General features: G+C 67.5%; 19 protein-coding genes. 9 read left to right on the top strand and 10 right to left on the bottom strand.

Annotated elements, in window-relative coordinates; genetic code table 11:
• Positions 1 to 12: 12 nt before the first annotated feature.
• Positions 13 to 1491, bottom strand: coding sequence for an ActS/PrrB/RegB family redox-sensitive histidine kinase (locus tag O5K39_RS01655; RefSeq protein ID WP_271145573.1), 1479 nt, complete (start codon positions 1489 to 1491; stop codon positions 13 to 15).
• Positions 1492 to 1550: 59 nt separating this feature from the next.
• On the opposite strand from O5K39_RS01655, the gene O5K39_RS01650 reads away from it, so the two are divergent.
• The 3 genes from O5K39_RS01650 to O5K39_RS01640 all read left to right on the top strand — a co-directional run bounded on the left by O5K39_RS01650 (position 1551) and on the right by O5K39_RS01640 (position 4254).
• The gene (locus O5K39_RS01650) at positions 1551 to 2177 is read left to right on the top strand and encodes an SCO family protein (protein WP_271145572.1); all 627 of its coding nucleotides are present in this window, start codon (positions 1551 to 1553) and stop codon (positions 2175 to 2177) included.
• A 75-nt stretch (positions 2178 to 2252) separates the two neighbouring features.
• Complete coding sequence (phaZ, locus tag O5K39_RS01645; protein ID WP_271145571.1) at positions 2253 to 3533, top strand: polyhydroxyalkanoate depolymerase; 1281 nt, start codon at positions 2253 to 2255, stop codon at positions 3531 to 3533.
• Between the two features lie 61 nt (positions 3534 to 3594).
• Positions 3595 to 4254 carry a SprT family zinc-dependent metalloprotease gene (locus tag O5K39_RS01640; protein ID WP_271145570.1) on the top strand — a complete coding sequence of 220 codons (660 nt, stop codon included), beginning with the start codon at positions 3595 to 3597 and terminating at the stop codon, positions 4252 to 4254.
• A 4-nt stretch (positions 4255 to 4258) separates the two neighbouring features.
• Here O5K39_RS01640 and O5K39_RS01635 read toward each other — a convergent pair whose 3' ends face one another.
• Positions 4259 to 5932 carry an MFS transporter gene (locus tag O5K39_RS01635; protein WP_271145569.1) on the bottom strand — a complete coding sequence of 558 codons (1674 nt, stop codon included), beginning with the start codon at positions 5930 to 5932 and terminating at the stop codon, positions 4259 to 4261.
• Between the two features lie 103 nt (positions 5933 to 6035).
• Positions 6036 to 6869, bottom strand: coding sequence for a diaminopimelate epimerase (dapF, locus tag O5K39_RS01630; RefSeq protein ID WP_271147206.1), 834 nt, complete (start codon positions 6867 to 6869; stop codon positions 6036 to 6038).
• A gap of 56 nt (positions 6870 to 6925) precedes the next feature.
• Between dapF and O5K39_RS01625 the strand changes: the two genes are divergently transcribed.
• Positions 6926 to 7747: a potassium channel family protein gene (locus tag O5K39_RS01625; RefSeq protein ID WP_271145568.1), complete on the top strand. Its 822-nt coding sequence runs from the start codon at positions 6926 to 6928 to the stop codon at positions 7745 to 7747.
• 24 nt (positions 7748 to 7771) lie between these two features.
• On the opposite strand, the gene O5K39_RS01620 is transcribed toward O5K39_RS01625, so the two are convergent.
• The 5 genes from O5K39_RS01620 to O5K39_RS01600 form a co-directional block, all read right to left on the bottom strand.
• Positions 7772 to 9154 carry a hypothetical protein gene (locus O5K39_RS01620; RefSeq protein ID WP_271145567.1) on the bottom strand — a complete coding sequence of 461 codons (1383 nt, stop codon included), beginning with the start codon at positions 9152 to 9154 and terminating at the stop codon, positions 7772 to 7774.
• Positions 9155 to 9270: 116 nt separating this feature from the next.
• Complete coding sequence (locus O5K39_RS01615; RefSeq protein ID WP_271145566.1) at positions 9271 to 9789, bottom strand: hemerythrin domain-containing protein; 519 nt, start codon at positions 9787 to 9789, stop codon at positions 9271 to 9273.
• A 36-nt stretch (positions 9790 to 9825) separates the two neighbouring features.
• On the bottom strand, positions 9826 to 11238 hold the full coding sequence (locus O5K39_RS01610) for a hypothetical protein (RefSeq protein WP_271145565.1): 1413 nt from the start codon (positions 11236 to 11238) through the stop codon (positions 9826 to 9828).
• Positions 11239 to 11326: 88 nt separating this feature from the next.
• Positions 11327 to 12742, bottom strand: coding sequence for a hypothetical protein (locus O5K39_RS01605; protein ID WP_271145564.1), 1416 nt, complete (start codon positions 12740 to 12742; stop codon positions 11327 to 11329).
• A 52-nt stretch (positions 12743 to 12794) separates the two neighbouring features.
• On the bottom strand, positions 12795 to 13565 hold the full coding sequence (locus O5K39_RS01600; RefSeq protein WP_271145563.1) for a YebC/PmpR family DNA-binding transcriptional regulator: 771 nt from the start codon (positions 13563 to 13565) through the stop codon (positions 12795 to 12797).
• 227 nt (positions 13566 to 13792) lie between these two features.
• On the opposite strand from O5K39_RS01600, the gene O5K39_RS01595 reads away from it, so the two are divergent.
• Positions 13793 to 13993 (top strand): hypothetical protein, encoded by a 201-nt coding sequence (locus O5K39_RS01595; protein ID WP_271145562.1) that lies wholly within the window; start codon positions 13793 to 13795, stop codon positions 13991 to 13993.
• Here the strand turns inward: O5K39_RS01595 and O5K39_RS01590 are convergent.
• Positions 13990 to 14421, bottom strand: coding sequence for a thioesterase family protein (locus tag O5K39_RS01590; RefSeq protein WP_271145561.1), 432 nt, complete (start codon positions 14419 to 14421; stop codon positions 13990 to 13992). The genes O5K39_RS01595 and O5K39_RS01590 overlap by 4 nt on opposite strands.
• Positions 14422 to 14620: 199 nt before the next feature.
• On the opposite strand from O5K39_RS01590, the gene O5K39_RS01585 reads away from it, so the two are divergent.
• Positions 14621 to 15034 (top strand): BLUF domain-containing protein, encoded by a 414-nt coding sequence (locus tag O5K39_RS01585; protein ID WP_271145560.1) that lies wholly within the window; start codon positions 14621 to 14623, stop codon positions 15032 to 15034.
• Positions 15035 to 15095: 61 nt separating this feature from the next.
• Positions 15096 to 16094: a D-cysteine desulfhydrase gene (locus tag O5K39_RS01580; RefSeq protein WP_271145559.1), complete on the top strand. Its 999-nt coding sequence runs from the start codon at positions 15096 to 15098 to the stop codon at positions 16092 to 16094.
• A 1-nt stretch (position 16095) separates the two neighbouring features.
• Here O5K39_RS01580 and O5K39_RS01575 read toward each other — a convergent pair whose 3' ends face one another.
• On the bottom strand, positions 16096 to 16608 hold the full coding sequence (locus O5K39_RS01575; RefSeq protein WP_271145558.1) for a hypothetical protein: 513 nt from the start codon (positions 16606 to 16608) through the stop codon (positions 16096 to 16098).
• Positions 16609 to 16719: 111 nt separating this feature from the next.
• Between O5K39_RS01575 and O5K39_RS01570 the strand changes: the two genes are divergently transcribed.
• On the top strand, positions 16720 to 17382 hold the full coding sequence (locus O5K39_RS01570) for an amino acid racemase (RefSeq protein ID WP_271145557.1): 663 nt from the start codon (positions 16720 to 16722) through the stop codon (positions 17380 to 17382).
• Between the two features lie 145 nt (positions 17383 to 17527).
• Positions 17528 to 19990 carry a PhoX family phosphatase gene (locus tag O5K39_RS01565; RefSeq protein ID WP_271145556.1) on the top strand — a complete coding sequence of 821 codons (2463 nt, stop codon included), beginning with the start codon at positions 17528 to 17530 and terminating at the stop codon, positions 19988 to 19990.
• Positions 19991 to 20039: the final 49 nt, after the last annotated feature.

Raw genomic sequence — 20039 nt, 5'->3', positions numbered from 1 at the left:
CCGCTCCCGGGATCAAGCGGGCGTCAACGCCGCACGGGGCCAGCGCACGGTGACCCGCGCCCCCCGGTTCGGCCCGTGTCCGGCCTCGCCCGTTCCCACCGTGACCACCCCGCCCGTCCGTTCCAGCAGGGTTCGGGCGATGAAGAAGCCCAGGCCCATCCCGCCCTGGCTGGGGATGACCGGTTCAGGCGGGGGAGGCGGGGCCTTTTTGCCCTTGCCGACGGTGATCTTGGGTGGCCGGGTCGCGTCGCGAATCTGGGCGGCCAGGGCCCGGCGCGCCTTGCCCTGCGGCCGACTGGTCACATAGGGCTCGCCCAGGCGCGGCAGGATGTCGGCCGCGAAGCCGGGGCCGTCGTCGATCACCTCGACCTCGATCCAGTCGGCGGCGACCGTGGCGTCGATCTTCACCTCCGAGGTGGCGAAGTCGGCGGCGTTCTCGACGATGGCCGACAGGCCGTGGATGATTTCGGGCAGTCGCAGCACACGCAGTTCCGCCGCGCCCGGCTGTCCCCCGACATAGACCGACATCTCCAGATCGAAGCCGGCGTGGGGTTCGACCACCTCGTTCAGCAGGGCCTTGAGCCCCACGTCGGCATAGAGGGCGTCGCCGTCCTCGGGCCGCTGGGACAGGCGTTTCAGGATTTCACGGCACCGGTCGGCCTGTTGCAGCAGCAGGGTGGCGTCCTCGGCCACCGCCCCGCCGGCCTTGGCGTCCCGCAGCAGCTCCTTGGCCACCACCTGGATGGTCGCCAGCGGCGTGCCCAGCTCGTGCGCGGCCGCCGCCGCCAGACCGCCCAGGGCCGCCAGCCTCTGTTCGCGTTGCAGCACATCCTGGGTGGTGGCCAGGGCCAGCTCCAGCTTCTCGGCGTCCGCCGCGACCCGCCAAGCATAGGCCGAGGTAAAGACCACCCCCGTGATCAGGGCCAGGCCCGTGCCGAACCGGTACAGGATCGGCAGTTCCAGCTCCGTCCCCGATTGCCAGGGCAGGGGCAAAGACCATTTGAACAGTACCCCCGTCGCGATCAGCACCAGCAGCCCCAGGCCGATCGCCTGCCGTCCGGGCAGGGAGGCCGCCGCCACCGTCACCGGGGCGACCAGCAACAGACAGAACGGGTTCTCCAGCCCCCCGGTCAGGGCCAGCAGCACCGACAGTTGCAGGATGTCGAATCCCAGGTGGATCGCGGTCTGGCGTCCGTCCGGCAGGCGGCTGTCGGTCTGACGCAGCCGCGCCACCGAGGTCATGTTGACGATCACGCTGGCCGCGATGACCAGCAGGCACTGCCAGATCGGCAGCGGGAAATGCAGCATCCCGGCGGCGACCACGACGGTGGCGCTCTGGCCCAGGATCGCCAGCCAGCGCAGGATGATCAGGGTCCGCAGCGTCAGACCCCGCCCACGCCGGGGCAGATCGCGCCAGTTGGCGATCGAATAGTCGATCAGGCCGGGTGCCTGACCCGATTGCGACGATGAAGCGTTTTCCAGGATGCTCACCTGCGTTCTATAGACCGCTCGCGCCGTCGTGTCGGCGATCCTGTCGAAGAGAAGCCAAGATGCCGCGTCGTTCCATCCTGCTGTTCGCCGCAGCCTGTATCGTCATCGCCGCGACCCTGGCCGTCATCACCGTCGTGGTCGTGACCAGCCGCGAGCGGGCGACGGTCGAGGCCTCGGGCGGGGCATCGTCCGACGCGGCCCAGGTCGGCGGGCCGTTCCAGCTGGTCGACCAGGACGGTCGGGCGGTGGATCAGACCCTGCTTGACGGCAAATGGAGCCTGGTCTTCTTCGGCTTCACCTATTGCCCGGACTACTGCCCGACCACGCTGAACGGCCTGGCGGCGACCAAGGCGCAGATGGGCGAAGCTGCGAAGGACCTCCAGATCGTCTTCATCTCCATTGATCCGGCCCGCGACACGCCTCAGGCGCTCAAGGACTACCTGGCCTCGGACGGGTTCCCCGAGGGCGTCATCGGCCTGACGGGCACGCCCGAACAGGTCGCCGCCGCCGCCAAGGCCTACCGCGCCTATTACGAGAAGGTCGGAGAGGGTGACGCCTACACCATGAACCATTCCCTGACGGTCTATCTGATGGGTCCCGACGGCCGCTTCCGCTCGGCCCTGGCCTACGATCTGGGACCCGAACGGTCGGCACAGCTGATCGAGCGGGTGATGAAGCGGGGCTGAGGAATAAATCCTTTTGCAGTGCGGCGCGTTCTATGGTGCCCTGCCGCATTCGGTGGGGACCGTCGACAGGATCCTATGCTCTACGCACTTCATGAGATGGCCTACACTTCGGCCCAGCCCTTTCGCCTCGCAGCACAACTGGCGCGGGGCTTCTGGAAATCGCCGCTGAACCCGGCCAGTGAGACGGCGATCGGTCGCACGGCCTATGCCTCGGCCGAACTGTTCGAGAGCGTGACCCGCCGTTACGGCAAGCCGGACTGGGGCCTGGAAACCATCACCATCGACGGCAAGCCGGTGCGGACCGTCGAACAGGTGGTCTGGTCCACACCCTGGGTGCGTCTGGTCCGGTTCGCGCGCAATGTCGGTGATCTGAAGCGCGCCAAGAAGCCGGTCGCCGCCCCCAGCGTCCTGATCGTGGCCCCCCTGTCGGGCCATTACGCGACCCTGCTGCGCGGCACGGTCGAGACCTTCCTCCAGGACCACGACGTCTATGTCGCCGACTGGGTCAACGCCCGCACGGTGCCGGTGCTGGAGGGTCGCTTCGACTTCCACGACTATATCGACCACGTCCGGATGATGCTGGCCCAGATCGGTCCGCGCGCCCACGTCGTCGCCGTCTGTCAGCCCGGCCCGCCGGTTCTCGCCGCCGCCGCCGTCATGGCCGCCGAGAACGACCCAAACCGCCCGGCCTCCATGACCTTCATGGGCTCGCCGATCGATGCCCGCCTGTCGCCGACCGTGACCAACCAGCTGGCCGAGGAAAAGCCCTTCGCCTGGTTCAAGTCCAACATGATCCACACCGTGCCCTGGCCCTATCCGGGCTTTGGCCGCCGGGTCTATCCGGGCTTCGTCCAGCTCTACGCCTTCATGTCCATGAACGAGCAGCGCCACAAGGACGCCCACTGGGACTATTTCAAGAACCTGGTGAAGGGCGACGGCGACGGCGTCGAGAAGCACGACCAGTTCTATGACGAATACCTGTCGGTGCTGGACCTGACCGAGGAATTCTATCTCCAGACCATCGACATCGTCTTCCAGTCGCACCTGCTTCCGCGCGGCCTGCTGGAACATGACGGCAAGCTCGTGGACCTCTCGGCGGTGACCGACATCGGCCTGATGACGGTCGAGGGCGAGAACGACGACATCTCCGGCGTCGGCCAGACCCAGGCCGCCCACATCCTGACGCCGAACATTCCCGTCGAGCGCCGCGTGCTCTATGTCCAGCCGGACGTGGGCCACTACGGCGTCTTCAACGGCCGCCGGTTCCGCGAAGAAATCTATCCGCGCGCCCGGGACTTCATCGCCGCCAATGAAAAGCTCTGCGCCGTACCGAACCAATCAGCGTCTGCCGCTTAACCCGGGCCAAAGCCTTGATAAGGGGGCCGGGGGCGAGGGCGATCAGAGGTTGGTTCTGAGATTGTCCGTCAATCCGCGGGCGCGGCGGATTTCGATACGGATCGATGCGAAGTCGGGTGAGGTCGTCGCCGTCGCACCGTCGGAGCGGCGACTGAGCGAGGCCGTGGCCTTCGCCCGGTCAAAGGCCGGCTGGATCGCCGAACGGCTGGAGGCGCGCGCCCCGTGCGTGCCGCTGGAGCCCGGCACCGTCGTCAGCCTGCATGGCCGCGAGGTCCGACTGGAGGCGACGGGCACGAACGGCGCGGCTCGCCTGACGGAGGATGCCTTAGGCCCGGTGATCCGTTCCGGCGGCGAAGGCGTGGCCTTCGGACGTCGTGTCGAGGCCCTGCTCAAGCGCGAGGCCCGTACCGCCCTCATCGCCCGGACCGATCACCATCTGAAGACTCTGGGCCAGAAGCCGGTCAGGGTCTCGATCGCCGACACCCGCTCGCGCTGGGGCTCATGCAGCCCGCACAACCGTTCGATCCGCTATTCCTGGCGCGTCGTCCTGGCCCCGCCTGCCGTGCTCGACTACCTGGCCGCCCACGAGGTCGCCCATCTGGTCCACGCCGACCACAGCCCAGCCTACTGGTCGGTCGTCCACCGCCTGGTCGGAGATCACCGGCCCTTTCGCGCCTGGCTGAGGGCCAACGGCCAGGCCCTGCATGTGGTGGGGCGGTGAGGGATCAGTCCCCGACCGTATCCAGGTCCCGCCCCTTGGTCTCCGGCAGGAAGAAGATGGCGACCAGGACGGCCACGGCCGTGAAGAAGACCGAATACCAGAGCCCGAAATAGATGTTCCCTGACCAGGCCACGAGCGCGAAACTGGCGGCCGGTAGCAGCCCTCCGATCCAGCCGGTGCCGACGTTGTAGGGCAGGCTCATGCCCGTATAGCGCACCCGCGTGGGGAACAGCTCGACCAGGGCCGCAGCCTGGGGGCCGTACAGGGCGCAGGCCGCGACGATGAAGATCATCAGGATGGCGAAGACCAGCGGCCGGTTGATCTGCGCCGGATCGGCCTTGGTCGGATAGCCGGCCTGGACCAGGGCGGCCTTGACCTGGGTCTCGACGCCCGCGCGGGCGGTCTTCAGATCGGCCTTCGACATCGCCAGCCCGTCGATGGAGGCGATTTCGGTCGAACCGACGCGGACGCTGGCGACCGTGCCGGCCGGGGCCCCGACATTGGCGTAAGAGACCCCGGCGTTGGACAGCACGCTCTTGGCGATGTCGCAGCTGGAGGCGAAGCTGGTCTTGCCGACCGGATCGAACTGCAGCGCACAGGTCGCCGGATCGGCCGTCACCGTCACGGGCGAGGACGCCTGGGCCTGGGCCAGGGCCGGGTTGGCCGCCTTGGTCAGGGCCTGGAAGCCGGGAAAGAAGGCGACGAGCGCCAGGATCATGCCGCCGATCATCACCGGCTTGCGCCCCACCTTGTCCGACAGCCAGCCGAAGAAGACGTACAGCAGGGCCGAGGCGACGGTGATCATCAGCACCAGCTGATCCACGATGGCGACGTCGATCTTGAGCACCCGCTCCATGAAGAACCGGGTGTAGAAATAGCCGCAGTACCAGACCGCCCCTTGCGCGATCATGATGCCGAACAGGGCGATGAGGACGAATTTGCCGTTCTTCCAGGTGCCGAAGGCCTCGCGGAACGGCGCGCGCCGCTCACCACCCTCGGCCTCCATCCGCTGATAGGCCGGGCTCTCGTGCAGCTTCAGCCGGATCCACAGCGACACGGCCAGCAGGAAGGCCGACAGCAGGAAGGGGATGCGCCAGCCCCATTCGTCGAACGCCTCCACGCCGACGATGGCCCGGGTGATCAATATGGCCGACAGGGCGCCGATCAGCCCCAGGGCCGCCGTGGTCTGGATCCAGCCCGTCAGCAGGCCGCGCTTTTCACGCGGCGAATGTTCGGCGACATAGATGGCCGCCCCGCCGTACTCGCCGCCCAGGGCGAAGCCCTGGAGCATCCGCATGACCAGCAACAGGATGGGCGCGAGGATGCCGATCTGGCCGTAGTCGGGCAGCAGGCCGATGGCCACGGTGGCGACGCCCATCAGGGTGATGGTCACCAGAAAGGTCGTCTTGCGCCCCGTCCGGTCCCCGAACCAGCCGAACACCAGAGCTCCGGCCGGCCGCACCACGAAGCCGAGGCCGAACGTCAGCAGCGCCAGGATATAGGCGACCGTCTCGCCCGCATCGGCGAAGAAATGCCGCGCCACGATGGTCGCCAGGGATCCGAAGACGAAGAAGTCGTACCATTCGAACGCCGTCCCCGCCGCCGAGGCGATCACCACGGTCTTAAGGCTCGGACCGTCCTTGGCGGCTTCGGTCGTGGCGGTGTCGGCGGTCGTCATGCGCATCGTCTCCCCCGCGCCGTCTGCGGGCGCGCTGGGTCAGGCTTAGCAGGCGAAACGGCGCGGCGAAAAGCCCGCAGACGATGCGATCGGCGCGGCCTGTTCAGAAGGGCAGCGTGCCCGTGCGCTCGATCTCGACCGGGCCGGTCATGAAGACGTGGTCGGTGGCCTCGTCCCAGCGGATGTGGAGTTCGCCGCCATCGACGTCGATCCGCGCACTCCGGCCCGTCAGCCCGCGTCGTGCGCAGACCACCAGGGCGGCGCAGGCCCCGGTACCGCAGGCCCGCGTCAGGCCTGCGCCCCGCTCCCACACCCGCAGGCGGATGTGGTCGGGTGCCAGAACATGGGCGAAGCCGACATTGACCCCTTCCGGGAACAGGGGGTGATGCTCGACCAGCGACCCCGACCCGCGCACGAAGGCATCGTCCGGCGTCTGGTCCACGAAGAAGACCACGTGCGGATTGCCCATCGAGACCGCGCCCGGCGTATGCAACAGCGGCGCGTCGATCGGCCCGACCTGAAGCTCGATGTTGCGGGTGTCCATCTCTTCGGACAGCGGAATCTCCGACCAGTCCAGCCGGGGCTTGCCCATGTCGACGGTGACGCGGTGGTCGCCCGCCCGGCTGGCCGTGGTCATGCCGCCCAGGGTGTCGATCGCGACCCGCTCGCCTGATCCCGCCTCCAGCAGCATCCAGCCGACGCAGCGCAGGGCGTTGCCACAGTTCTCCACCATGGCCCCGTCGCTGTTCCACACCCGCATGAAGGCGTCGCCTGTTTCCGACGGTTCTATGGAGATCAGTTGGTCGAAACCCTCGCCGGTCTTGCGGTCGCCCAGAGCGCGCACCTGTTCGGTCGTCGGCGTGAACGGCCGATCCAGCGCATTGACCACGACGAAGTCGTTGCCGGCGCCGTTCATCTTGACGAAAGGGCGGGACATCATGGCGACCATATACGCATGGCGCGCCCGGTTCCCAACGTCTAACGATGGCCGTGATGAAGGCCCCCGCCAGAACCCCGCCGCCCCGGACCATGAAGCGTCACGGCCTCGAACTGCGCGCGCGGCTGCGTTACCTCTACCACGGCGCGTCGCCCCTGGCCGTGCGGTTCCGGCTGACCGTCGTCGTGATCGACTTCGCCATCATCGCCTTCTTCATCGCCGCCCCGCTCCTGAAGGAGCAGGGGCGCAGCTTCTATATCATCGACTATGCCATCGCCGCCTTGCTGGCCGCCGATCTGGTGGCGCGGATCGCGGCCTATTCGGACTGGAAGGACTGGTTCAAACGGCCGATCAACTGGATCGACATCGTGGTGCTGGCCACCCTGCTGTTCCCGGCCTGGGCGCTCAATTTTGGCTTCCTGAGGATTCTCAGGCTCTGGACCCTGCTGAATTCCGACCTGTTCTGGCGCACGGTCGGCCACCGGTTCGACAACACCAAGGTGGAGGCGGTGACCCGCGCCCTGGCCGCCCTGGTAACCTTCATCTTCGTGGCGACGGGGTTCGTCTACACCAGCTTCCGCGGCGGGCATCCCGGCCTGGTCGGTTATATCGACGCCCTGTATTTCACCGTGGCGACCCTGACCACGACCGGGTTCGGCGACGTCACCCTGCCGGGGCCGTGGGGACGGCTGCTGTCCATCGCCATCATGCTGGTGGGGATCACCCTGTTCCTGCGCCTTGGCCAGACCCTGTTCCGGCCGCACAAGGTCACCTATCCGTGCGAGGATTGCGGCCTGACCAAACACGACCCCGACGCCGTCCACTGCAAGGCGTGCGGCAACATTCTCTGCATTCCCGATCACGGGGCCGACCACTGAGCCGAACCGATCTGTGGTGCGACTTCAGCGTTTCCGGGCCGATTGGGAGGCCAGCTCTCGTGCCGTCAGAAAGCCCAACAGTACCTGCGTCCGGTATATGCTGGACTGGCCGGCCAGGGTCTCGCGCGCATCGTCGCGGCGTTCGGGTGCAAGCGCATAGGCCTGCAGATTGAGCCCCGCGGCGCGCAGCGTCAGATAGCTGTCGCCCAGCCTCAGATCCCTCATCATGATCGAGGCACGCGACACGTCGAGGATGCCGCGACGTTCGCGAGACATCAAACCGGGTGCCGCGTCGGCCCTTGCGGCCATGGCGTCCATGATCTTCAGGGCCTGATCTCCCTGGTTCGCCACCGAGAGCCAGACCGCATAGTCGACCCGCGAGCCCACCGCCGCCGGGTTGTCGATCCCCAGCAACTGCTCGCGCCGTTCGGCCACCGTCTTCAGCAGGTCGAGGCCCTCCAGGGTCGAGGCCGATGTCGGGCTTTCGCCTGCGCCCGCCAACAGGGTCATCCCCAGCGCCTCCTGGAGGCTGACGTTCATCAAGGGCGTGTCGGCGGCCAGCCCGGCAGCGAGGGCTGAGCGCAAGGATCGTTCGGCCTCGGCGAGATCGGGCGACGCCCCCGGCCCGGACCCTTGCCGGGCCCGTCGCGTCAGCATCCTGGCCCGCTCGGCCAGGGCATAGGCGCGCAGACTGTCTGGGAGATCCTGGCGACGCGGCAAGGCGATCAGGGCGTCGGCGGCGGCGATGGCCGCGTCCGTGTCGCCGCTGTCCGCCGCCTGGCGCAGCCGTGCGAGGTCGGTCATCGGCCCGGTGGGCAGGGTGGCCACGGCCATGGCGTCGATGGCGTCCTGGTTTCGGCCCAAGGTCCGGTATGCCGCCGCCAGCATGACCGACACCTGACCCGCCGTTTCCCGATCGTCGCCGGCCAGGGCCATGTCGACCAGTCCCTTCAGCCGTTCGGCCGCCTCCAGGTACCGCCCCTGGGTGGCAGCGGCGATGGCCAGGACGAAGCTGGCGCGCTGGCGCGCGGCATGGGCGGGCGGCAGGCCACCGAGGTCGATCGGCCGCGCCAACGCCTCTGCCTCCGCTGTCCGTCCGGTCGAGGCCAGCAAGAAGGCCAGCATGCTCGTCACCGCCTCGACCTGATCCGACGGGGTGGAGGGCCGGGTTTTCAGGATGTCCAATGACCGGCGAAACCCGGCCTCGGCCTCTGCGTTTCGGCCTGCCGCCATATCGTTCTGGGCCCGGGCCAGAATCGCGTTGGCACCGCCGTCATCGGCGGGCGGACGGGGTGCGACTGCCGACTGGTTGAGATAGGTCCGGATGCGTACGGGTCCGGCTGAAGCCCCCGTCGGTGTCTGCTGAGCCGCCGCCGGTGCCGGCAGCGCCGGTGGGACAACCGCCACGGTTGCGGCCAATAGTGCGGCGATCGCCGACCGCCCCGCTCGTCTCATGCCGCTCGTACCCATGATGTCGGATACAACGGCGAGGCCGTATGGGCACTGTCGAAATCTGATCCGGATCAGCCGTGCTTTTCGATATAGGCCTCGGGGTCCTTGTTGACCGGCTTGATCCCGAGCAGGTGATCGGCCTCGAAGGCGGCGAACTTGACGGCCAGCTCATGGCGCACGGCGATCGGTGCGCGGCGGCGGAAGTCGGTCAGCCCCTGACGTTCCTCCTCGCCCATATGTTTTGAGTTGACGACATTGGCCTTGCCCACGGCCTCGATCCAGGCACCGGATCCGACCGGCAGACGGTTGGCGGCGGCGACCGCGTCGCGCAGCTTGTTGTGGTCCTCGATGGCGTCCTCGGTCTCGCCCTCGACCGTGCCGTCCTCGGCGTCGTTGGCGCCTTCGCCGCGCTTCAGCAGTTCAGGATAGAAGAACCGTTCCTCGGCCTCGGCATGGACGTCCAGAAACGCCGACAGCCGGCCCCAGACCTTGGTCAGGGCGTCCACATCCGTCGCGTCGATCTGTTCCAGAATGGCGAACAGGCGGCGCTGTTCGGCGTGGTCGTCGAGGATCAGCTGGGTGATATCCATGGGGCGGGGTCCAGGCTTGGCGGTATCGGGCCTGCCTTAATCCGCCTGTGCCGTCGGGGTTCCGGTTGCAGACGCGACGGGCCCGCCGTCCAGAGCGTCGGAATACCGCCACGCCCATTTGACCTGGACCTGGAACAGTCGCCCCCAGTGGTCGAGGTAGGCTCTGCGGCTGTGGTCGATCCGCTCCAGTGCGACGCTCTGCATCGCCCCGGTCGCGCGCGCCATGGCGCGATAGGCACCACCGAGATCCTTCTTCTCACCCAGGACGGCTGCGCGCGCCATCGCGGCGAAGGCGACCGTCTGGGCGTCGAAGGCCCCGGGGTTGGCCTCGATCCAGGCATCCACAATATCGAGCTCCGCCAGGACGATCTCCGGTGGAAGCTGCAGACTGGCCATCATGGCGTAGTAGAGACGGGCGTCGATCGTGCTCTTGTGGTTGTCGCCCATAGTACGCCGTGCGGTCTCCAGACGCTCCAGGGCGATCGCCCGGGCCTGTTCTCCTGCGGCGGCATCCTCATCATCGAGAAGCGCCAGCCCCAGGGCCAGGATCTGGTTTGCCTGGTCCCTGAGTTCCGTCAGCCCGTTTGCCTCGGCATGAGCCAGCAGGGTCCGTGCGCGGGCGACGGCTTCTCGCGCGGGTCCGGGATCCTCCGCACTGCCCGACATGGCCAGGGCGAAGGCCAGTTTGACCTCCACATCGGTCCGTCGCGCGTCGTCGGCCGGCAGGGCGTCGAGAACCCGTTGCCAGGCCCGGGCCTCGTCGGCCGGATCCTCGGTTCGCTCGGCGTCGTTGAACAGCCGACGTATGGGGTCGTCGCCCTCGACGAGCCGCATGACCGCCCGGGCCTCGTCGGGCCGGTCCAGACGATCGTAGATCAGGGCCAGTGTGGCCGCGATGTCGGCCGCGTCCTGATCGCCGCCCGTGCGCCTCAGATAGTCGAACCCGGCCCGGGCATAGGGTTCGCTTTCGGCGTAGCGTTCCAGATTGGCCAGGCTGCTGGCCATCGCCATGCGCAGGTCGTGGGTGGTGGCGTGGTCTGGGCCATACAGGGCCAGAGCACGCTCATAGGCCGGCAGGGCGATCTCGGCCGCTTCCGCCCACTTTTCCTGTCCCAGTCGGGCGTTGGCGATCTGGGACTGGATCGCGATCAGGTTGCGGTCATCCGCGCCGAGTCTCGGCAGCAGGATCGCCTCAAGGCCGCGAAACTCGGCCTCACCCTCTGCGAACAGGCTGTTCTCGACCAACTGGGTGGCCAGGGTCCAACGGGCGTTGATCGCCGCCGTCCCCTGTTCGCCCTGCGGTTCTTTCAAGGCCTTGGCGTACAGCCGGCGCGCCGCCATCAGGGCGGGGGTTTCGGCGGGCGCGACGGCCTGAGTGGCCGCAAGGGCGCCGGATGGGATTAGCGTCCCGGCGGACAGCAGAACGATCAGGGCCGGCAGGGCGCGCATGCCGCAGTCATGCCTCCGCCGGATCAGCCGATCAACCGACCGGACCTGACGTCTCCGGACCGGCCGTTCCTGCCCGGAAGGCCTCTGCTCATCCTGCCTTCGCAAGACGACCGGAATATCCCCAGGCCGCACTGACCTGAGCGCGATAGACCTCGTTGAACCCGTCAAGCGAGGATCGCGCCTCCCGCCTTTGCGCAGGTTGGCGGACGTAGTCGAGATAGTCGCGACCTGCAGACCTCAGGACCGCATAGGCCCCTGGCGGATCCCCGGCGTCGGCGCGCAGGATCGAGACGCCGATTGACGCGTACATTCGATCCTCGGCGGTGGTCAGATCGCGCGGAGCCCCCAGCACGGTCCGAAAGACGCGTTCCGCCATGTCCGCACGGCCGGCGTTCTTGAGCGCGATCGCCTGACCCAGTCGCGCCGACCAGGTCAGTCGAGCGTTGTCGCCCAATGTGTTTCTTCTGAGATCGACGATGGCCGTCCAGACCTCAACGGCGCGATCCAGGTCCTGGTGTCCCGGCCATAGGGCGTAAACATCGGCCTGATGTGTCAGTGTGCCGGTCAGACCCGATTTCGTCGGGTCGGCCTCCTGCTCCGTGCGGACCCGATCCAGCACCGTCACCGCCGTCGCGTAGTCTGCCGGTCGTCCGCGCCGGGCCAGATGGATCATGGCGTTAACTCGCGCCAGATCCGCCGACTGGGCGTCGGAAATCGCGGCAGGCGTTGCGTCCTGGCGGCGTTTCGCGGAATAGGCGGCCGCTGCCGACTCAAGAGACTCCCAGTCCTCTTGAAGCTCCAGGAGTTTCAGCCGGTTGGCCTCCGTATAGGGCCCGCCCTCCGGTCCCGCGCTACGGATCAGGATGGCGCGCGCATCTGCGGGCCTGTTCGCCTCGATCAATATGTCGGCGGCCGAGCCGCCAAAGCCGGCTGTGCGATCGCTCGGGCCGGTATCCGCGATCTCGGCTTCCACGGTCTCGACAAGCCATCGCGCCGCCGCGTCGAAATCTCCAACCCTCAGGGCCTGTTCGGTGAGCGCCCCCCGGATACGGTCGGTATACCGCTGGTCCGAGACGCCGAACATCCGCACCGACTCCTCGTAAGCGGCCTGGGCCAGGGGCTCGCCCCGAACCCTGTCGCCCAGCTTCAGCATCGCCTCGGCCAGGAAGATGCGCGCCAGGGTCAGCATGCGGGGGTCTTGCGGCGCGGTCGCCGGCTTTGAGAACACCCCCACCAGCCGTCTCCAGCGAAACATCGCCGTGTCGAAGTCCCCCGCGTCGCTAAGGGTCATGGCGAAGATCGCCTCACGGTCCAGGCTCACCGGATGGTTCGGTCCCAGCTCGTCCACCGCCGCCATCCAGGAGAGCTGCTCCTCACTGAGGTCCAGCGCCGCCGCCACGTCGAAGCCGGAACGCTGCTGCTCCGTCTGGCCGAGGGCAGGCGATCCGAGGGCGAGGGTGGTGACCAGCAGGAGGCCGGCGGCCCAGCAGTGCGACGTTGTCATCGTCGCAGCCTGCGCCGAACCGCCGGCCGCCACCAGCCCACGGGACCTGACGTCAGCCCAGCTTGGCCAGGTCCTCGTCCGAGATGCTTTCGTTGGAATAGACGTTCTGCACGTCGTCCTCGGCGTCCAGGGCGTCCAGCAGCTTCATCAGGGTCGTGACGTGCTCGCCCGTGATCGGCACCTCCGACTGGGGCTTCCACACGATGGCGGTGGACTTGGCGTCGCCCAGGATCTTGGACATGGCCTCGGCGACCTCGTTCAGGTCCTCGAAGGCGGTCCAGATGGTGTGGCCTGGCGCGTCCTCATAGATGTCGGGCTTGACCAGATCGCTCTCGACGTCCTGGGCGCCGGCCTCGATGGCGGCCTCCATCACGGCGTCCTCGGTGCCCGCTTCGGCGCGGTAGATGATCTGGCCGACCTTGTCCCACATGAAGGCGACCGAGTTCATCTCGCCCAATGCCCCGCCGTTCTTCTTAAAGGCCGTGCCGATGTTGGAGTTGGCGCGGTTCCGGTTGTCGGTCAGGGCCTCGACGATGATGCCCACGCCGCCGGGGCCACGCCCCTCGTAGCGGACCTCTTCCATCGTATCGACGTCGCCGCCGGCCGCCTTGTTGATGGCGCGCTGGATCACGTCCTTGGGCAGGCTCTCGGCCTTGGCGTTGTTGACGGCCAGGCGCAGGCGCGGGTTCAGGGCCGGATCGGGCATCCCCGACTTGGCCGCCACGGTGATGTCGCGCGACAGTTTGGAGAACAGCTTGGACCGCACCGCGTCGGCGCGTCCCTTGCGGTGCATGATGTTCTTGAATTTGGAATGACCGGCCATGCTTGTCTCTTTAGGGCGCTATCGCTCGCGACGCGGTCGCTCGCTGCTTGAGCGCGTTCCGTGTTTGGATCAGGCAGCGCGTCTAGCCGATGGCCGTGCGCCTGTCACCTTTGCGGAACCGCCAAGCCTGACGTGGATTAAGCGAGGACGACCACACTACCGCAAAGGGCGCTCAAGCAGCGAGCGACCGCGTCGCGAGCGGTAGCGCCTCCCGAAGGGAAGAAACGATGTCCGCACCCGATTACGCCTCCGAAGCCGACAACTACGCCGACGACGACCTCGATGAGGCCGACATCGTCGAATGGTACGAGGCCAGGCCCATCAACGTCTCCACCGCCGTCGCCACCGGCTCCATCGTCGCGGCCTTCGCTCTGGGCGTGCTGACGGCCGTCGGGGCGCTGACCCTGATCGGCTATCTGGACGACTAGGTCAGGCGAGTTAGGAAGGCACGCATTGCCTCCCCCAGCGCCTTGGGCCTCCGCGTCTCGCGATCCACATAGACGTGGACGAAGAAGCCGACCGCCGCCGCCTCGTCCTCGTCACCCCGGAACAGGCCTATCTCGTAGCGGACGCTGCAGGTGCCCAGCTTGGCCACCCGGATCCCGGCCGTGATCGCGTCGGGAAAGGCGGTCGAGGCGAAATACCGACAGCCCGTCTCGACCACGAGGCCGATGCTTTCGTCGCCGCCCTGGATATCCAGCAACCCCTCGGCGATCAGCATCCGGTTCACCGCCGTGTCGAACCAGGCGTAGTAGACGACGTTGTTGACGTGGCCATAGACGTCGTTGTCCGACCACCGCGTCTCGATCGGCTCGAAGCGGCGATAGTCGGCGCGGCGTGTGCGTTCCAGCGTCATGGCGGGCTCCGTGGGTCTGCGGCCACGCTAGCGGCGAAACGGGTCCAACGTCACCTCGCGCCTTCAAGCGCTAGGATTTGCGCCCGTGTCAGCCGCCGTACAGACTGGACACCCTGCATTTTTCCTCTTGGAAACAGCTATTTGCGAGGTCTAGTCTCGCCGCCAGTAATTTCCGTTTCTGTTCAGTCCGAGTGAGTCCATGCCCCACCGCCTCGAACGCCTCGTCTACGAAAGCCGTGCCACGGGCTCGACGGGATCGCTGCTCAACCTGGCGACCATCCTGGCGGAGTCGCAGCGCAACAATGATCGGGACGGCCTGACCGGTGCCCTGGCGGCGCACGAGGAGAGATATGTCCAGGTCGTCGAGGGTCAGGGCGAAAGGCTGGATGCCCTGCTGCGTCGGCTTGAAAGCGATCCCCGTCATCGCGATCTGAAACTGCTCGACCGCTATCCGATCGAGGCCCGAACCTTCGCCGGATGGAGCATGGCCAGCCCCCGGATCGAGCCCGCGACCGGTCGGGCCCTGACCGATCTGATGGCCGAGAATGCGCCGTCCGCGGCCCGGGTCGTGGAACTGCTGCGTGACGCGCTTACGGCCAAGGGCAGCGCCTGAAAGGCCTTCGCGCCGCCCTCCTGACGGGCTAAGCACGGGGCCCCGACCCGGAGCGTCCCCCATGCATCTCGCCCGCTTTCCCCGCGTCCGCCTGGCTCATCTGCCGACCCCGCTGGAGCCTCTGCCGCGTCTGTCCGAGGCGCTGGGCGTAGAGCTCTGGATCAAGCGCGACGACTGCACCGGCCTGGCCGGGGGCGGCAACAAGACCCGGAAGCTGGAGTTCCTGCTGGGTCAGGCCATGGTCGAGGGTGTCGACACCCTCGTGACCCAGGGCGCGGTCCAGTCCAACCACGTGCGCCAGACGGCCGCGGCCGCCGCGGCCCACGGCCTGAATTGCGAGATCATCCTGGAGGAACGGACGGGGTCGAAGGCCGAGGACTATGTCTGGAACGGCAACGTCCTGATGGACCGGCTGTTCGGGGCCACGATCCGGCGCGTGCCGGGCGGGTCCGACATGGTCGCCGAGCTCGAAACCACGGCCGCCGATGTCAGGAAGCGCGGCGGGAAGCCCTATGTGATCCCCGGCGGCGGATCGAACGCCATCGGTGCCCTGGGCTATGTCGATTGCGCGCGCGAGATCGTGGTCCAGGCCGATGAACTGGACATGCCGATCGACCGGATCGTGACCGCGACCGGCAGTGCCGGAACCCACGCCGGACTGGTGGCCGGTCTGGCCGTCATGGGGGCCGACATCCCGGTGCTGGGCATCGGCGTCCGGGCACCGAAGGAAAAGCAGGAGGCGAACGTCCTCAAGCTGGCGCGCGAAACCGCAGCCCTGCTGGGCCGCCCCGATGCGGTGACCGATGACATGGTCGTCGCCGACTGCGACTATGTCGGCGAGGGCTACGGCCTGGTCGATCAGGCGGTGATCGACGCCCTGGTGCTGGCGGCGCGCACCGACGCCATCGTGCTGGACCCCGTCTACACCGGCAAGGCGATGAAGGGTCTGATCGCCCTGGCCCGCGCCGGCCGTTTCGAGAACGAGACCGTCGTCTTCCTGCACACCGGCGGGGCCCAGGGCCTGTTCGGCTATGGCTCAGAAATCGGTCCGCAGCTTTAATCTACTGTCCGATCGCACCGTCCAAAGCCCACGCTATGCGCGCAGAGCCGAGGGCTATACCCCAGCTGGAGGCGGGTTCGGGCTTGCGGAAGGCCTCGGGATCACAGGCGGCTTCGACGACCACAGCCGGCCAAGTCTCAGCGGCGGGCGCGGCCATCGAGACTTCCAGCGGGCCGCTGTCCGACACGATCTCGAACGGGCGCGGAGACTGAAACGGGTCGTCGCCCGACATCATCAGCAGGATGTGGCTCGCGCCCAGGGTCCGCGCGCGGCAGTCGACCTCGACCTTCTGACCCACGGCGTCAAACACATGGCCATTGGATACGAGCGGACTGGGCATCAGATCCAGCCGGTAAACGGTCGTGACGCCGGCCCGACCGGGCTGTGGGTCGCTGATCAAGAGTGACCGATCAGCGGTGTCGCTCACACGATGCATCCCGATGTTGAACCATGGATGCTCCGCGCGGACCTGAGCCACGGCGAGGGCTGACAAGGCGAGAAGTTCGACGACCATTCTGCTGACTCCGAGATTGGCGACACTCTAGACTTGGCTCCCGCGCCGATGGACAGACGGTTCCTGACGGCGATAGACCGGCGTCGGCGATGATCGCCCGGAGACGCGACCGTGAAAACTCTCGGGGTTCTAGGCGGCATGGGCCCGGCCGCGACGGTGGCCTTTTTGGCCCAGGTCCAGGCCCTGACCCCGGCTCAGGGCGATGCCGACCACATCCGCGTCCTGATGGACATGAACCCCCAGGTGCCCGACCGAAACACCCGGCCGGGCGAGGCCGAGGCGGAACTGGCGACCATGGCTCTGCGTCTCAAGGCGGCCGGTGCCGATATCCTGGCCATGCCCTGCAACACCGCCCATGCCCAGAAGGCGGGCGTAGAGGCCGCCGGCCTGCCCTTCATCGACATGATCGCCGAGACGGTGGCGGTCGCGAGCGCGACCGGGGCGACGCGGATCGGCATCCTCGCGACGCCGGGTGGCGAGGCTCTGTATCGACAGGCCCTCACCGACGCGGGTCTGGAGCCCGTGCTGATGCAGGGCGACGCGCGAACCGGCTTCATGGACTGCATCTATGCGGTCAAGAGCGGCGATGCCGGCACCGACCAGCGGGCAGCGATGCGGTCCCTGGCCCAAGGGCTGATCGATCTGGGTGCACGTTCGGTGATTGCGGGGTGCACGGAGGTTCCGCTGTTGCTGGCCGCCGCAGATGTGACTGTTCCCCTTGTGGATTCCGCCGAGGTACTGGCCAGGATCTGCGTCGATCGCTGCTTGAGCTGACTGTGACGATGTTCCGGCCACGGAATGACTGTATTCAAAGCCTTTTTTGAGAATTGTTCGCAATACAAAACAGTAAGAAACCTGACGCATCTTCCTCAAACACTTCGGATACCCGTGACCTCCTGACATCCAGGGGGAGACCACCATGACCGAGCTGAAGCGCGCCGGAACCCACGACGACGGCGACATCTGCGTCAATTTCTCGTCCAATCCGCACATCGACGACATCATCCACGCCCGGAACTCGCGTCGCCAGATCCTGGGCGGCATGGCGGCGGTGGCGGGCCTGTTTGGCTTGTCGGCCTGCGACAGCGACGGCGGCGAGCCTCAGTCGAACGTCACTGTGTCGGCCGGGGCCGCGGCGACGACCACGACGGGCAAGAACGTCAACCTGATGGGTACGGCGACCAATGCCACCAGCGTCCAGTGGGTTCAGGTCTCAGGCCCCACGGTCACCCTGACCAACCCGAACACCAACAACGCCAGCTTCATCGCCCCGGCCGTGGCCACCTCGACCCCGCTGGTCTTCGCCTTCACCTCGCCGGGCAACAACAATCAGCTGGCCATCGCCAGCACCACCGTGACGGTCAATCCGGCGACCCTGGACTTTACGGCCGTTCCCAAGCTTCTGAACGACGTGGTCACGGTGCCGGCCGGCTATACGGTCTCGGTCCTGTACGCGCTCGGCGACCCGATCGCCCCGGGCGTCCCCGCCTTCGGCAACCAGGGCAATGACACCAACTTCGCCCAGCGCGCGGGTGACCACCATGACGGGATGTATTTCTTCGGCTTGAGCGCCGCCGGGACGCGCGACGACAGCGCCAACGGTCGCGGCATCCTGTGCATCAACCACGAGAACGTCACCGAGCAATACCTGCACGCCGGCGGAACCCTGACCGTCGTCGGCGGCGCCCGGACCAGCCAGGTCGAGGTGGACCGCGAGATCGAATGCCACGGCGTCGGCATCATCGAGGTGTCTCGCGGCACGACCGGCACCTGGGCCTACAGCCAGACCTCGACCTTCAACCGGCGGATCACGCCCAACACGCCGATGGCGATCAACGGCCCGGCGCGCGGCTCGGCCCAGATGCGGACCCTGTATTCGCCGACGGGCGTGGCGGGGCGTGGCACGGTCAACAACTGCGCCAACGGCTATGCGCCCTGGGGCACCTATCTGACCTGTGAAGAGAACTGGGCCGGCTATTTCAACCGCGCGACCGGCGACAACGCCAGCCGCCCGGCCAAGGTCAGCCAGGCCTTCACCCGCTACGGCGTTGCGGGCGGCCCGGTCGCCGGGCTTAACTGGGGTACGCTGGTGGTCTCGGACCCGGCCGAGACCAAATACCGCAAGTGGAACGCTTCGGCGATCGCCGGCCAGCCGGCCGACGGCACGGGTGACTTCCGCAACGAGCCGAACCAGTACGGCTGGGTCGTCGAGATCGATCCTTACGACCCGGCCTCGACGCCGCGCAAGCGGACGGCTCTTGGCCGCCTGGCGCACGAAGGCGCCTGGCCCGCCAACTTCGTCGCCGGTCGCCCGCCCGTCTATTACATGGGCGACGACTCGCGCGGCGAGTATTTCTACAAGTTCGTCTCGGCCACGCCCTGGGATGCGGCCGATGCTCTGCGTACGGATCGTCTGGCCGTTGGCGACAAGTATCTGGACAACGGCACCATCTATGTCGCCCGCTTCGACGCCACGGGCCAGGGCGTGTGGATCCCGCTGGTGTTCGGCACGGGCGTTCTGACCGCCGCAAACACCCTGTACAGCTTCGAGAGCCAGGCCGACGTCCTGATCAACGCGCGTCTGGCGGGCGACGCCGTCGGGGCGACCAAGATGGATCGTCCGGAATGGTGCAGCGTCAATCCGGCCAACGGCGAGGTGTATCTGACCCTCACCAACTCCAACGCCGCCTTCCGGCCACTGGCCGGCACGGACGCCGCCAATCCGCGCCACTACAACGACCCGCGCGGCGCGACCAACACCGCCCAGACCGGCAACCCGAACGGTCACATCATCCGGCTGCGCGAGACCGGCGACAATCCGGTCGCCCTGACCTTCCAGTGGGACATCTATCTGTTCGGGGCCGGGTCCGATTTGAACGCCAACATCAACCTGTCGGGCCTGGACGCCACCAACGACTTCGCCAGCCCGGACGGCCTGTGGTTCGGCCGGCCGACCAATCCGTCGGGCCAGATCAACCCCCTGCTGTGGATCCAGACCGACGACGGCTCCTTCACCGACCAGACCAACAACCAGATGCTGCTGGCCCTGCCGGGACGCGTCGGCGACGGGGCGGCCCGGACCATCACCAACACCGACGTGGGCGGCGCCACCCGTCAGCAGGCGACGTTCGTCGGCAAGACCCCCGGTCTGACGCTGAAGCGGTTCCTGGTCGGTCCGCGCAACGCCGAGATCACCGGGATCGACTCGACTCCCGACGGCCGCACGGTGTTCGTCAACATCCAGCACCCCGGCGAGGGCGGCCCCACGGCGACCCCGTCGTCCAACTGGCCGACCAGCCAGTCCGGCGCCGGCAACAACGCCCGTCCGCGCTCGGCGACCATCGTCATCACCAAGAACGACGGCGGGGTGGTCGGCCTCTAGGCCGCCAACTCTCTACGGAAACGGCCGAGGGCGCGTCGGCGACGGCGCG

This window comes from Brevundimonas sp. NIBR10 (assembly GCF_027912515.1).
Taxonomy (GTDB): Bacteria; Pseudomonadota; Alphaproteobacteria; order Caulobacterales; family Caulobacteraceae; genus Brevundimonas.
The sequence above is the reverse complement of the archived record's forward strand: the minus strand, read 5'-3'. Positions and strand labels throughout refer to the sequence as shown.